Genomic DNA, 13,721 nt, shown 5'->3' on the forward strand with positions numbered 1-13,721 from the left:
CACTAATAGCCCCGGGTTTCAACCTGGGGTATGATGCGATTATCACGAAATGCCGCCGAAGAGAGGGATTTGTTTGGATTTTAAAGCTGTATTGAGGTGGTTTAACACAGGTTTTGGAATGAAATGAATTGGTTCAAAATAGAGGATTGATGATTTATTGAAAGGCGGATTAGATATAAACGCATTCTGAGGGTCAACGCCTCTACGTTTTCCGGAGCTCTGAACTTTTCTCTCTGTTCGGCGATTGATTATTATCGCATTGCTATATCCCCGGGTTCCGCTGTGCTTCACCCAGCCTGTCCCGACGTTTTTGGTCGGGAGGGCTAATCATATGCTTCCCCGCTGGGGCAGGGGTAGTGAATCACGATAGGCTCAAGCTACCGTCGCCTCCCTTCTGATCTGGGAACGAATGATTAATTGTCCCGGAGGGACAGCATGTTGGTAACCCCAAGCGTCAGCTTGGGGTAAAAGGGATGAACAGATTCACCCGCCGAACAGAGGGTTTTGTTTGAAATGACAAATTGAATTTAGGCGGTTCCAATCAGTTTGTGGAATGAAATGAATCGGTTCAACAATGAGGAATGAAGGTATGTTGAATGACATTATGAGGATCATCGCCTCAAGGTAGTCGAGTACCCGGAACCACACTCTCTGTTCGGCGATTAATGGTTGTCATTATTCTTTACCCCGGGTTAAAACCCGGGGCTATTTATATGCTGCCCCTTTGGGGCAGGGATGGATTAGAAATGGACAGTAATTCTCAGTTCAAAAATCGATCATCGTATCATAATTGCCGTAGTCCGTACACCGTATAAACCTCTACGCTAACAGAATTCGCCTATCATTTCGAAAACGCTGTCAGGTCTCACATCTCATATCTAGCATCTCAAGTCTCATATCTCATATCTAGCATCTCAAATCTGAATAATTCCCCGTCATTGTGTAGATTACTTAAATCTACAGTGCTGCTGTACTTATCAATCCTTATAACAGATTTTATTTTGGCCGATCAAATCATTCTGGGTGCTATTCTATTTATCATGCTGATCTTTTTTGTGATCGGTAAGCCCCGCTACGATATTGTGGCAATTTTTGGATTGATTGCCGCTACTCTCTTTGGCTTGGTTCCGGGTGAGGAGGCGTTTCGGGGATTCGCGCATCCTGCAGTGATTACCATCGCGGCCGTACTGATTTTAAGCCGGGGACTCATTAACGCGGGCGTGGTGGATATTGTCTCAAATCGCCTTGAAACCCTTGGCAGCAACATCACACTGCAAACGGCGGCTATTACCACGCTGGTTGCGGTCTGTTCTGCATTTATGAATAATGTGGGAGCAGTTGCCCTTCTCATGCCGGTCGCCATTCAGCTTGCCCGCAAATACGATCGGCCTCCATCCATGCTGCTGATGCCGCTGGCTTTTGGCTCGCTGTTGGGCGGACTCATCACACTGATAGGTACACCGCCTAACATCATTGTGGCCGGGTTCAGGGAAACTGCGAATGCGTCACCGTTTGGGATGCTCGATTTTGCATGGGTGGGTATTCCTGTAGCGATTGGGGGTATACTTTTTATCACCTTTTTCAGCCGTTTTCTGGTTCCGCGTCGGGAGGGACAGACTAGCCGCGAGGATGTGTTCCATATAGAAGATTATACAACCGAAGTGAGAGTGCCGGCCGACAGCAAACTTGCCGGACTCAATCTGGAAGAGTTCAAACATCAAAAAGATAGGGAAGTGGTGATTGCCGGGATCATCCGGGACAAACACCGGATTCTCTCTCCCTCTCGAAATGAAAAAATTGAGGCCGGCGATACGTTGATAGTGGAAGCCGGAACCGAGGATCTGGAAAGATTTCTACTGCAGAACGGCCTGGAGCTGAAGGGGACCCAGAAGATGGGCGAGGCTCATTTCGGTTCGGATATTGTTCGTATGGTAGAAACTGTAATCATGCCCGATTCCGTACTGGAGTCGAAAACGGTTCGGGAGATGGATCTGCGATGGCGGTATGGCGTCAACCTGCTTGCGGTTGCCCGGAAAGGAAAACGCATCAACGAGCGGCTGGCCAAAATCCGTTTTCAGGCGGGGGATATGCTTCTTCTTCAAATACAAAAAGGGAATTTGCACGACACCTTTCAGCAGCTGAATCTGGTGATGTTGAATGAACGGGAGATCTTTTTAAGTAAAAAGCGGAATTTACTGGGAGCGATGGCCATTTTTGCCCTGGCAGTTGGGCTTTCCACCTTCAACCTGATGCGGATTGAAATTGCATTGGCCGGAGCAGCCGCCACATTTGCCCTATTCCGGTTTGTAAAACTTCGCGAGCTGTATCAGTCTGTCGACTGGCCCATTGTGGTTTTTTTGGGTGCGATTATTCCGGTTGCCGAAGCACTTGAACCTACCGGAACGGCAGACCTGATCTCATCGCTGTTGCTGGATCAGAGCGACCGGATGGCACCTTTTATGATTGTAGGTTCGGTTTTGATTACCACCATGCTGTTGGCAAACCTGGTCAACAAGGTGTCTGCCGTTTTGATGGCGCCGATTGCGATCAACATGGCGCAGCAACTGGATGTTTCGGCCGACCCGCTGCTGATGGCGGTGGCCATTGGGGCAACTTGCGCATTTTTAACCCCGCTCGGTCACCAGTCGAACATTCTGGTATTGGGTCCGGGTGGATACGATTTTACCGACTATTGGAAACTTGGGTTACCACTCTCCATTATTGTTATCCTCATTTCCGTACCGGCGATCCTCTGGGCGTGGCCGTTTTGAATTGGTGTTCGGTTTACGGTATAGGGTGTACGGTGTGCGCCTCCTTCTTCTGAAATTCTCCGCCTGCATTCTGCATGACAACCCACCCCCAGCCCCTCCCTCTCACGCAAATGCACGTGACATGGATGGGGGCTATTTAGCTTCAGATAATTCATGTTTGGGAATTGCTTTCCCAAGGGACAGTATGTAGGTAGTTCCCCCAACCTTGTCCATAGCGGCAGGATTAGTTTTAACCTGCGGTGTACAGATCAGGTCTCAGGGTTCTGGCAGCAGGAAGTCAATTCATAATTCACAATTCGGCATTCAACATTCTACATTCATCCCACTCCCTCCTCCCTGAGCTCGGCTCCGGAAACGAGAAACGTGCAGCTCTGCTGCGTTAAATAACTCTGCTCAGATTAGCACCGCCTCATCAAGACCAAGCACTCTGAACGGCTCTCTCTATTCGGCGGGGATGTGAGGTATACTTCATATACCCCGGGTTTCACTTTGTTACACCCAGCCTGTCCCGACGTTTTTGGTCGGGAGGGCTAATTATATTTTGCCCCGTTGGGGCAGTGGATGACCGGATGCATGCTGAAGTTGCAGGCTGAAGGATTATTTCAAGGCCTTTTGGAACTCACCCCCCTGCCCCTCTCTACTCTCTTTGTTCGTAAAGAGGGGGGCGTTTTAAATAGCATTTTGTTCTGGATACTTCGTAGATCGTACTCGGTTTATTTGATTGACGAATCACCGAATGACCGAACTGAGAACTACGATTTGAATTTTGAAAGATGGAATATGCGAATGCAGAACCTCGTAGAGGTGAAACACTAATAGCCCTCCCGACTAAAAGCATCGGGGCAGGCTGGGTTTTAACCCGGGGTAAAGAATAAAAACCTCATTTGTCCGACGAAGCGAGGGATTGGTTTGGAGTTGATAACAGAATTGAGGCGGTTTTGCGATGATCATATTTCAAACGCAATTCCTGTTCATTTTGTCTTGATCCGCCGGTGGTCGGACAGGTACAAAACGAACCAAAAAATCAAGCCTGCCTGCGCTGAAGCTTCGGAAGGCAGGGCTGTGAGAAATTATCGGCGTTCACAGCCAGGGGCCGGAAAAACTCAAGGCCTGATATCTTTCAATTATACTTCTAAATTCGTTGGAGGCTGGTGAGTTTTTCTTTTCGTCTCCTGTCTGCTCACTTTACCCGCTGATTTCTCTAGGCCGTTTTGACTCATCGCTTTGTTTTGGAACTCACCCCCCAATCCCATTCTTCCGCCAGCCGGCGGATCGTAAAGAGGGGAGTGTTTTAGATCATATTTGTTCTGCGTGCATCGTAGATTGTACTTCTTATTTTGATTGATGAATGACCGAACTGCGATTTGAATATTGAATAATTATATAGGTTAATGACCTAACCTCGTAGAGGTGAAACACTAATAGCCCCGGGTTTTAACCCGGGGTATGATGCGATTATTACGAATTGCCGCCGAATAGAGGGTTTTGTTTAGAATGACAAATTGAATAGAGGCGGTTCCAATCAGATTGTGGGATGAAATGAATCGGTTCAAAATTATGAATTGATGATTTATTGAAAGTCTGATTAGATATAAACGCATTCTTTGGGTCAACGCCTCAACGTTGACCGGAGCTTTGAACCAATCTCTCTGTTCGGCGATTGATTATTGTCATACACATTACCCTGGGTTGAAACCCAGGGCTAAAAATATACTGCTGCACTAGGGCAGGGATGGATTAGAAATGGTAAGTTATTGTTGCCAATCATATTGATGTTGTACTCCAAACTTCAGGTTACAAGTTGCAGGCCTCAGGCAGCCGATCACAAATTGGTGATTCATAGTTCAATCAAAAGCTGTGCAACGGGTTGCAAAATCTGTCGATAATAAGACTTACTCCGAGCCCCCCTCTCTGTTCTCTTCCGTTCACAAAGAGAGGTAAGGAACTAAATAGATATGGGGAGTACACCAACCCCGTAGGGGTGAAACACTAATAGCCCCGGGTTTCAACCCGGGGTATGATGCGATTAACACGAATTGCCACCGAACAGAGGGGTTGGTTTAGAATGACAAATTGAATAGAGGCGGTTCTGCTTAGATTGTGGAATGAAATAAATCGGTTCAAAATTGTGGATTGATGATTTGTTGAACGGCGGATTAGATATATACACATTCTTCGGATTTTCGCCTCTACGTTTTCCGGAGCTCTGAACTTTTCTCTCTGTTCGGCGATGTTTTACTGTCTACCTCGTTACCCTGGGTTGAAACCCAGGGCTAATCATATTCTGCCCCGCCGGGGCAGTGGATTACCGGCTGCATGCTGCCGATCACAAATCGGTGATTCGAAATTCAAAAAACCTGTTCAACGGGTTAATGGGGAACTCATTCCTCCGATCAAAATCAATGTGAAAGGTTCTATATCCATACTCACTGTTCTCTTCCGATTACAATGAGTGGCGATATAAATTTCATATTTCGTTTGATAATTAACTCCGTAGGAGTGTCCAAAATTATAGCTCCGGGTTGAAACCCGGGGCTATTTATATGCTGCCCCTTTGGGGCAGGAGGGTTGCAAATACTGCATGATTTCGTTGCCAACTGTCTGCATGCCGTACTACAAGCTACAGGCCTTAGGTTGCCTTTTGTAAATCAGAGATTTGAAATTCAACGATTCATTATTTTAAACTAAATCTGTGCTTAGGGTCGCGTGGACCGCTGATTTTCAACTCGTGTCTCCGGCCTGGAGAAGGCAGTGGTACACCGTAAACCGAACACCACCGGCCTAAAACGGCCAAACAATCGGAATCAGGAGGGTGGCGATGATCCAGAAAATGATATTGATGGGCAGCCCGAGTTTGGTGAAGTCGGTAAATTTATACTGTCCGGCGCCAAAAACCAGGGTATTGGCATGATGACCAAACGGAGTCAGGAACGTGAGGGATGCCGCGTAGGAGACACTGATCAGAAATGGCTCCGGGTTCACCCCGATAGAATCGGCAATCTGTATGGCAAGGGGAGCGACGAGGGCTGCTGACGCATTAGTAGACATAATGGCCGACATCAACATGGTAAGCAGGTAAAAACCGGCAAGCATGGCATGGGGGCCAAAGTCCGACAGGGAATCAATCAGAGTTTCGGCCATCAGGGTGGCAGCTCCCGTTTTATCCATTGCAAGACCCAGCGGGATCACCCCGGCAAGCAGAATGATGATTTTCCAGTTGATGGCTTCGTACGCTTCCTCTGTGGTGATACAACCGGTCAGGATCATCAGGATCACGCCGGAACCTGCGCTGATGGCAATCGGCAGCAGTTCGAGAGCGGCTACAATAACCACACTCAATAAAATGCCCAGCGCAATAAAGGTTTTGTCGCTTCTTTTATCCATTACACCCAATTTGGACGCAACAATAAACGCAGAACCCTTTTCAACCTCCTGGATACGATCGGAACTGAGGCTAAGCAGCAGGGTGTCGCCTCCGGAGATCTTCATTTTCTTAAGATCATCTTTTTTAATTTCACCTTTCTGCCGGACGGCCAGGGGAATCGCACCATATCGCTCATAGAAATCGATGCTGTCGAGCGTGCTGCCATCCAGGGGGGAGTCCGGTGTAACAACCGCTTCGATGAGTGCATCGCGCCCCTGTTCAAGGTCAACATCTTCCCAATCCTTTGCCACCACGGGAGAAAAACCTTTTTTCAGAAGCAGCTTGTTCAGATCGGCCGGATTTCCCCTAATCCGTAAAATATCACCGGCCTCAATTTGAACTTTTGATCGCTGTGCCGACCGGCTGCCGTCTGATTTGATAATTCGAAGAACATCCAGGTCAAACTGTTCGGTGAGCCGATCCTTATCGAACGTGTTGCCTACCAGCGTACAGTTGGGTTCGATGACCACATCGGTGAGATATCCCTCCAGTTCATAATCTTTGGTGAGTTCCTCCTTCTTTTCAGACCGCCGGGAGGGCAGCATTTTAAAACCAAACAGGAACAGAAACAGGTAGCCGGCAATGAGCAGTACAATGCCGATGGGGGCGAAATCGAACATTCCGAACGATGCGACTTCTCTCTCATCAGCGATAGAAGCAACCAGCAGGTTGGTGGACGTCCCGATCAGGGTTGAAATTCCGCCCATGATGGCCGCAAAAGAGACAGGCATCAGCAGTTTGGAGGCACTCACCCCAATTTTTGAAGCCACCCCGATCAGAATGGGAATAAATATCACCACGACGGCCGTATTATTCATGATTGCAGACATCGCGCTGATAAAGAGCATCATCACAAACATCCAGAAATAGAAATTTTCCTGAAGCCGTTCGGAAAAATAGTCGCCCGCCTTATTCAGAATGCCGGTACGCCGCAGACCTTCACTCAGTACAAACATCGATGCGATAGCCACCGTAGCCGGGTGACTGATTCCGGAGAATCCCTCTTCAAACGTGAGAATGCCGGAGACCAGGAGGGAGAAGAGCAGGATCATTGCGGCAACATCAAACGAGACGTAGTCTGTAGCAAAAAGGATGAATGCAGCAATGAGGAGAATAAAAACAAAAACAATCTCAAACGTCATGGTCTATAAATAGTCTGTTTCCGGATTATATAGGATGCCAGGAATAATGAAACCGCTCTAATTGTACGAATAGCAACAATTAAAGTCGATAACGGATTTCTTTTGCAGGAGGCAGGCTTCAGGCCACAAGTCACCACCGGGAGCTCCGCTTCCCGTCTGCATGCTGCAGTTGCAGGCTGACGGGTTGATTTCAAGGTCGTTTTGCAACTCCCACCTGTCCCCCCTCTCTGTTCACTATCGTTCACAAAGAGGGGGAACGTATAAATCAGTTTTGCTCTGCGTACATCGTAGAAGGTACTTCGCATTTTGATTGACGAATGACCGAACTGTGAACTACGATTTGGACTTTGATTTGAGTCGCGAAAAGTGATTTTGCCAAACCTCGTAGAGGTGTAATACAATTAGCCCCGGGTTTTAACCCGGGGTAAAGAATAAAAACCTCATTTGTCCGACGAAGCGAGGGATTGGTTTGGAGTTGATAACAGAATTGAGGCGGTTTTGCGATGATCATATTTCAAACGCAATTCCTGTTCATTTTGGCTTGATCCGCCGGTAGTCGGACAGGTACAAAACGAACCAAAAAATTCCCGAAGTTTCGGGATGAGAAATTGACAGCGTGTTCTGCTCGAATGAGGCACAAACTCAAGGCCGGAATGTCATCCTGAACGTAGTGAAGGATCTCTACATTTGTTGCTATTATTTTGGAGACCCTTCGACAAGCTCAGGGTGACGGTGGAGGCTGGTGAGTTTTTCTTTTCGTCTCCTGTCTGTTCACCTTACCCGCTGATTTCTCTAGGCCGTTTTGGAACTCACCCCTCGGTCTCCTCTCTTCCGCCAGCTGGCGGATCGTAAAGAGGGGAGGCGTTTTAAATCCGTTTTGCACTGCGTACACCTTACTCCGTACCCCGTACCCCGTACCCCGTACACCGTATGAAACCCGACGCTGTCAGGATTCGTCTGCCGACGAAACGCTTACAGGTCTTCATCAGAGACCGTCCACCATATCCCGTAATCCGTACGCCTAACTAATAAATTCATCACTCAACTAGAAGATCATACAGCTTAATGTTCACAAACAAATTTTCGCGGCCCACCTGTTTACTTCTGAGGATGCCGGCATCTTCGAGTTCGCGGAGGTATTCGGCAGCGGTCTGGCGTTTGGCGATTCCGCGATCTACCAAATACTTCACCTTGCAGTAGGGCTGCTCAAACAGGAGCTCAATCAGCTCTTTGGAATAGACCCGGTTTGGAAGCTTCTCTTTAGCCAGTTCCAGGGTCTCATGGAGCAGATCCAGAATTTGCCCAATCCGTGCCATCGTGGAATTGGATGTTTTTTCCACCGCATCCAGGATAAAAAGAATCCACGGTTCCCACTCTTGTTCTTCGGTTACGCCGCGTAGCAGTTTATAGTAGTCCTGTTTTTGAGTGATAATGGCGTTACTCAGATATAGAACCGGATGCAACAGCAGCTCTTTTTTCATCAGGTAGAGGATGTTGAGAAGCCGTCCCGTTCGTCCGTTGCCATCATCGAAAGGGTGAATGGCCTCAAACTGATAGTGCATGACCGCCATTTTGATGAGCGGATCAACACCGTCTTCTGTGCGGATGTAATCCTCCAGGTTTACCAAATGATTCCGGATCAGCTCTTCCCCCTCGGGCGGCCAGTAGATAATTTTGCGCGTATTGGGATTGGCAATCACCGTGCCGGGATCTGTCCGGATGCCCTCATCGGTCTCCTTAATTATCTGCATCAAACGGATGAAGAGATCTGTGGAGAGCGAATCTTTTTCGATGTGATCGACACCTTTCCAGAGCGCCTGACGGTAGCGAAGCACTTCCTTGGTTTGCAGATCTACCCGGCTGTCATCGGCGGAAAGCGCGGTAAAGAGTTTGTCGTTGGTGGTCACCACGTTCTCAATTTCAGAGCTCGACTTTGCCTCCTGCAGCACAATGCTGTTGATCAGAATCGACGGGTTGGGCAGACTTTCTGATTTTCCCTTCAGCTCGGCAAGGGCGCGGTTTGCGGCAATGGCTGATTTTAACACAGCGGGTGACTCTATCTCCGCATCGGGCGGCAGCGGAGGCAGGTGGTTGTACGGTTTATCAGGGCTGAATGACATGTCGATGATTTCGATACGTTTTATAGATATGTCGAAATATAGGTAATATATCGACATGAATGAAAAATGTGTCGATGTTATCTACCTAGTGGGATTTTTTGGAACTCACCCCTCGGTCCCCTCTCTAATCTCTCCGTTCTCAGAGAGGGGGGCGTTTTAAATCAGATTTGCTCTGCGTACATCGTAGAAAGTACACCCTATACCGTACACCGTATTTTAATTGACGAATCACCGATTGACCGAATTGTGAACTGCGATTTGAATATTGAATAATTAATAGGTTAATGACCTAACCTCGTAGAGGTGAGGCACATATAGCCCCGGGTTTTAACCCGGGGTAAAGAAGAGGCCATCATTTTATCGCCGAAAAGGGGGATTTATTTGGAGTGGATAACAGCATTGAGGCGGTGTTGCGATGATCTTATTTCAAACGCAATTCCTGTTCATTTTGGCTTGATCCAAAACGAACCAAAAAATCAAGGCTGTGAGAAATTGACAGCGTGTTCTGTTCGAATGAGGCACAAATTCAAGGCCTGATAAATTGGATTTTCTACCTCGATATTTAGAGGAGGCTGGTGAATTTGTGATTTCCTCATTCTCACATTACACTTTTTACTGTCAATTTCTCTAGGCCGATTTTTAACTCACCCCTCAATCCCCTCTCTATTCACTCCGTTCATAAAGAGGGGAGGCGTTTTAAATAGCATTTTGATCTGCGACCACTTTACTCCGTATACCGTACCCCATACACCGTTTAAAACCCGACGCTGTCAGGGTCAGCTGTCGATGAACGCTGACAGGTCTCGAATCCAACCCGTACCTCGTACCCCGTAAACCGTACGCCGTACGCCGTAAACCTATCGTAACATCACGTGTTGGCCGGCGGTCATCAGGTCGCGCCAGGTGCGGTTGAGGCGGGTGGTGCGGTCGAGGACCCGCATCCCGGAGTGCTGATAGAGCTCAAAGGCGATCTGTCTGCAGACCACAGCCAGCTCTTTCGAGGCGATATCTACCGACTGCTTCTCTTGGTCCGAAATCTCTGCCCCGCGTTCGCACTTCTCCCAAACGGCTTGAACCGCACGGTGCAGGCGTTCCCGCTGTTCCATCACCGGCTCTTCTGCTGAGTGCTCCCCATCCGGATCGGCCTCTCGGATAAATGCCCGGGTGATGCCGAGCAGGGAGGAGGCCAGGGTGGCCGGGGCAAACTGCATGAACGGAAACCGGTAGAGGGGTCGCCCGGCATACCTGGGTTGAGGCTCCATGGTAAATGATCTGCGGCGGGGCACCCGGATGTTACTCACCTCAAAATCGTGACTGGCCGTGGCGGTCAGCCCATAGCTGTTCCAGGTGTGGAGTCTGTTCACCTCGTTGGGGTAGAACGCCAGGGCGATCATTTTGGGATTATCCGGCGTGGATTCGGGGAGCAGACAGCTGGCTGTAAATAGCGTGGCGTAGGGCGAGCCGCTGGCGTACTTCCACCGTCCGCTGACTACAAAGGTGTCGGGATCGTCATCTGTGGGCTCAGCCTTGCCGGCGGGATAGCCCGAACCGGTGATAAACGCCTCGGGATTGGAAAAGACCTCCTCCGCAAAACCGGGATCCATATAGGCGCCAAACACTCCGGCGCCCGCGCCCAGCGTCAGGTTCCAGCCAAAACTTCCGTTCATGGAGGAGGCGTCCTCAAAAATTTTCATCAGGGAGAGAACCGGAAGTTCCGCTCCGCCGAGATCCTTCGGCACCGCCAGGTGATAGAGCTTTTTTTTCCGGCGGGCCAGCTCCAGCAGATCCGGGGTGAGCGTTCCCATCTCCTCAGACGTCTGCTCCCGCGTGAGCAGCAGACGCTTTTCATCATCCGTAAATTGAACCGTTGTGTCAGACATGTACGATGTTTTTGATCATGACCATTGAATAGAAACCCATTTCGCAGGAAGGTAGGATGTATATTGGCTAGATGCCAAATGATTCAAGCTGCAGGCTGCAAGCTTCCGTCGGGCCACCCGTCTGCATGCTGTATACAGGCTTCAGGCCCCAGGCCTCAAATCGCAGTTCGGTGTACGTTCTCGTCAGCCGTACGCCATCCCATTCGGCATTCTATATCCATATATTCAAACTTCATGGTTCCACCTGTGTCTCCCAGCCGTCGTAGGCTACATCGTAACGGCCGGCGATTTCATTGAAATATGTACAGAGATTGTTCATCATTTCGATTTTTGGACGTAATCGCTTTATGGAAATCAGAATGTATTTGTGTGTATCGCTACATGACTTTCCGCAATATCCGATCTTCATACTCAACTCCTGCAGATGGTGAGCCAAGCGATAGATATTTTCTTCTGAATTTGAATAGAACCAGAAAGTTATAATCCGTTCGACATCCGGATCAGAATCCAGCTGTTCGATAAACTCCAGTATCTCTCTGTTTATGTTTGTTATTATTGGGTCCATTGGGCTCTCCTTCATTTTTAATAGCGCTCATCGAATCATGAACTCTTACATCAAAATTTAAACTTTCATTATTCGACATTCGGTGTTCGATATTCGAATCATCTCTTTTCTATATGAAAGGAAAAAAAGCAAATCCTTACAGTATTTTTTGCCAGTGATTTTAGCCTTCCTCTACAGATGTTTCTTTTTTGATCTGAAATGGTATCTTAGAAATACAATTATTCATCACTAATCAGCTGGGCAGAACACCAGTCTATATCATCCAGATATTGAATACGCAGATTCTTACGGCTATTCTTTCTAAAGACAGCAAGGACTCTACTTACAAGTATGCTCTGCTGCGTGCAATGGTGCAGTGTGTTACGGATCAAAATCCCCATAAAGGAAAAGCCGAAAATGGTTGGATATCATATCCTTTTGGTCTTCTGGTTTACTACTGGATTCTCTATTACTACCCGATCTTCTCCTCTGATATTTTCATTCCACAAAAAAATGGGGAAAGCCCCAAACTCAAACAGGGCAATACGATCGCTATTCGCCGGGAATTTAATACGGTGATTAAATTTTACCTAGACAAAGGCGGCCTACCCCAATTTAGGTTTGATTTGATCCATGGAGGGATACCAGAACCGATTCATCGTGATGTCATCCTATTATTAAGAAAGCTTCAGCAAAAAATTAAAAACATGCCCATGAAGCATCTCGGTTTTTATGAGTTTGGAAAGCATTATAGTCTGGTGAATTTCAACACTGAAACCATCAAAACGCCATCTTATTACGGACTGATTCAGGAAGCCGGTCAATTTTATATTCTGCCTGAACTCCATCATCTTTTGGATGAAATTGGCCCTTTGATTATCGGACAGGATTCGATTATTGATGGATGGGCGGAGTTTACATCGCAGGCCTCCCTGCGGGTTGAGGGAATTGATCCGATCCCAAAAGAGAAAATCCTAACGGTACTGACGAAGGCGGTGCAGGTACCGAGGGATATTACCCAAGTGAAAAAAATCCTTAGAGGAACAGACAGCGACAAGATTCGTTGTATCTGGACGGGTGTTCGTTTGTCCAACAAATATCATATCGATCATGCCGTTCCGTTTAGTTTGTGGCAGAACAACAATTTGTGGAATCTTGTGCCGGTTAAATCCTCAATCAACCTGAGCAAAAGTGACAGGATACCTTCACCAAAACTTATCAATGAAAGCTCAGACAGGATTAAGGAAGTCTGGAAGCTCTATGCCGGGAAATTCGGCAAGCAGTTTGAACAGGAGATTTACGAAGGGCTTGGCACCGGGCTTGATAATAATATGGATGACGCGATTCATGCATTGATGAACAAAAGTGAATATCTAATTGAGAAGCGTGGATTTCAGAAATTTGAACCGAAATAAATCGAATTCTGCAAGATGAGATCATCCGTCTTTTCAAAAATACCGGTAACAGAATGGCTCCATAACAATGAGCACTTCTTCATCGTGAAGGACAAATATCCCGTAAGCGAAGGACATCTTTTGATTGTGTCGAAAAAACTTTGCCCTGATTTTTTTGGTCTTACTACTGAGGAAAAAGCAGAGCTTCCGGCAATGATCACACAGGCAAAATCACTGATTGAAAAGCATCATAGCCCGGACGGTTATAATATTGGCATAAACTGCGGAGAAGCGGCCGGTCAAACGGTTTTCCATTTTCATTGCCACGTGATTCCGCGATATGAAGGAGATATGGAAAATCCAAAGGGTGGTATTAGAAATGTAATTCCGGGGATGGGGGATTATTGAAAAAAATGGATTTTAACTGAGATAACTAAAAGTAGTAT

7 protein-coding genes are annotated in these 13,721 nt (G+C 47.5%); 3 read left to right on the forward strand and 4 right to left on the reverse strand.

Features of this window, described 5'->3' with window-relative positions:
* Window positions 1-1,001: 1,001 nt before the first annotated feature.
* Window positions 1,002-2,771: an SLC13 family permease gene (locus CWD77_RS00580; RefSeq protein ID WP_133120138.1), complete on the forward strand. Its 1,770-nt coding sequence runs from the start codon at window positions 1,002-1,004 to the stop codon at window positions 2,769-2,771.
* 2,781 nt (window positions 2,772-5,552) lie between these two features.
* On the opposite strand, the gene CWD77_RS00595 is transcribed toward CWD77_RS00580, so the two are convergent.
* The 4 genes from CWD77_RS00595 to CWD77_RS00610 all read right to left on the reverse strand — a co-directional run bounded on the left by CWD77_RS00595 (window position 5,553) and on the right by CWD77_RS00610 (window position 11,902).
* Window positions 5,553-7,337, reverse strand: a complete 1,785-nt coding sequence (locus CWD77_RS00595) for a sodium:proton antiporter (protein ID WP_101071253.1) — start codon at window positions 7,335-7,337, stop codon at window positions 5,553-5,555.
* 1,037 nt (window positions 7,338-8,374) lie between these two features.
* The gene (locus CWD77_RS00600) at window positions 8,375-9,514 is read right to left on the reverse strand and encodes a Fic family protein (RefSeq protein ID WP_206017915.1); all 1,140 of its coding nucleotides are present in this window, start codon (window positions 9,512-9,514) and stop codon (window positions 8,375-8,377) included.
* A gap of 800 nt (window positions 9,515-10,314) precedes the next feature.
* Window positions 10,315-11,337, reverse strand: coding sequence for an acyl-CoA dehydrogenase family protein (locus CWD77_RS00605; protein ID WP_101071255.1), 1,023 nt, complete (start codon window positions 11,335-11,337; stop codon window positions 10,315-10,317).
* Window positions 11,338-11,569: 232 nt separating this feature from the next.
* A complete protein-coding gene (locus CWD77_RS00610; protein ID WP_165779038.1) occupies window positions 11,570-11,902 on the reverse strand; it encodes a ribonuclease E inhibitor RraB in 333 nt (110 codons plus the stop codon).
* 269 nt (window positions 11,903-12,171) lie between these two features.
* Here CWD77_RS00610 and CWD77_RS00615 point away from each other — a divergent pair, with 269 nt between their 5' ends.
* Both CWD77_RS00615 and CWD77_RS00620 read left to right on the forward strand, forming a co-directional pair.
* Window positions 12,172-13,296, forward strand: coding sequence for an HNH endonuclease domain-containing protein (locus CWD77_RS00615; RefSeq protein WP_101071257.1), 1,125 nt, complete (start codon window positions 12,172-12,174; stop codon window positions 13,294-13,296).
* Window positions 13,297-13,311: 15 nt separating this feature from the next.
* Entirely contained in the window at window positions 13,312-13,683 is a 372-nt protein-coding gene (locus CWD77_RS00620; RefSeq protein WP_101071258.1) for an HIT family protein, read from the forward strand.
* Window positions 13,684-13,721 lie beyond the last annotated feature (38 nt).

Origin of the sequence: Rhodohalobacter barkolensis, assembly GCF_002834295.1 — a bacterium.
GTDB classification, from domain to species: domain Bacteria; phylum Bacteroidota; class Rhodothermia; order Balneolales; family Balneolaceae; genus Rhodohalobacter; species Rhodohalobacter barkolensis.

Coding starts and splice junctions, on each gene's coding strand:
- CWD77_RS00620 (WP_101071258.1), top strand. CDS start 13,312: ATGAGATCATCCGTCTTTTCAAAAATACCGGTAACAGAATGGCTCCAT.
- CWD77_RS00595 (WP_101071253.1), bottom strand. CDS start 7,337: ATGACGTTTGAGATTGTTTTTGTTTTTATTCTCCTCATTGCTGCATTC.
- CWD77_RS00600 (WP_206017915.1), bottom strand. CDS start 9,514: ATGTCGATATATTACCTATATTTCGACATATCTATAAAACGTATCGAA.
- CWD77_RS00610 (WP_165779038.1), bottom strand. CDS start 11,902: ATGGACCCAATAATAACAAACATAAACAGAGAGATACTGGAGTTTATC.
- CWD77_RS00605 (WP_101071255.1), bottom strand. CDS start 11,337: ATGTCTGACACAACGGTTCAATTTACGGATGATGAAAAGCGTCTGCTG.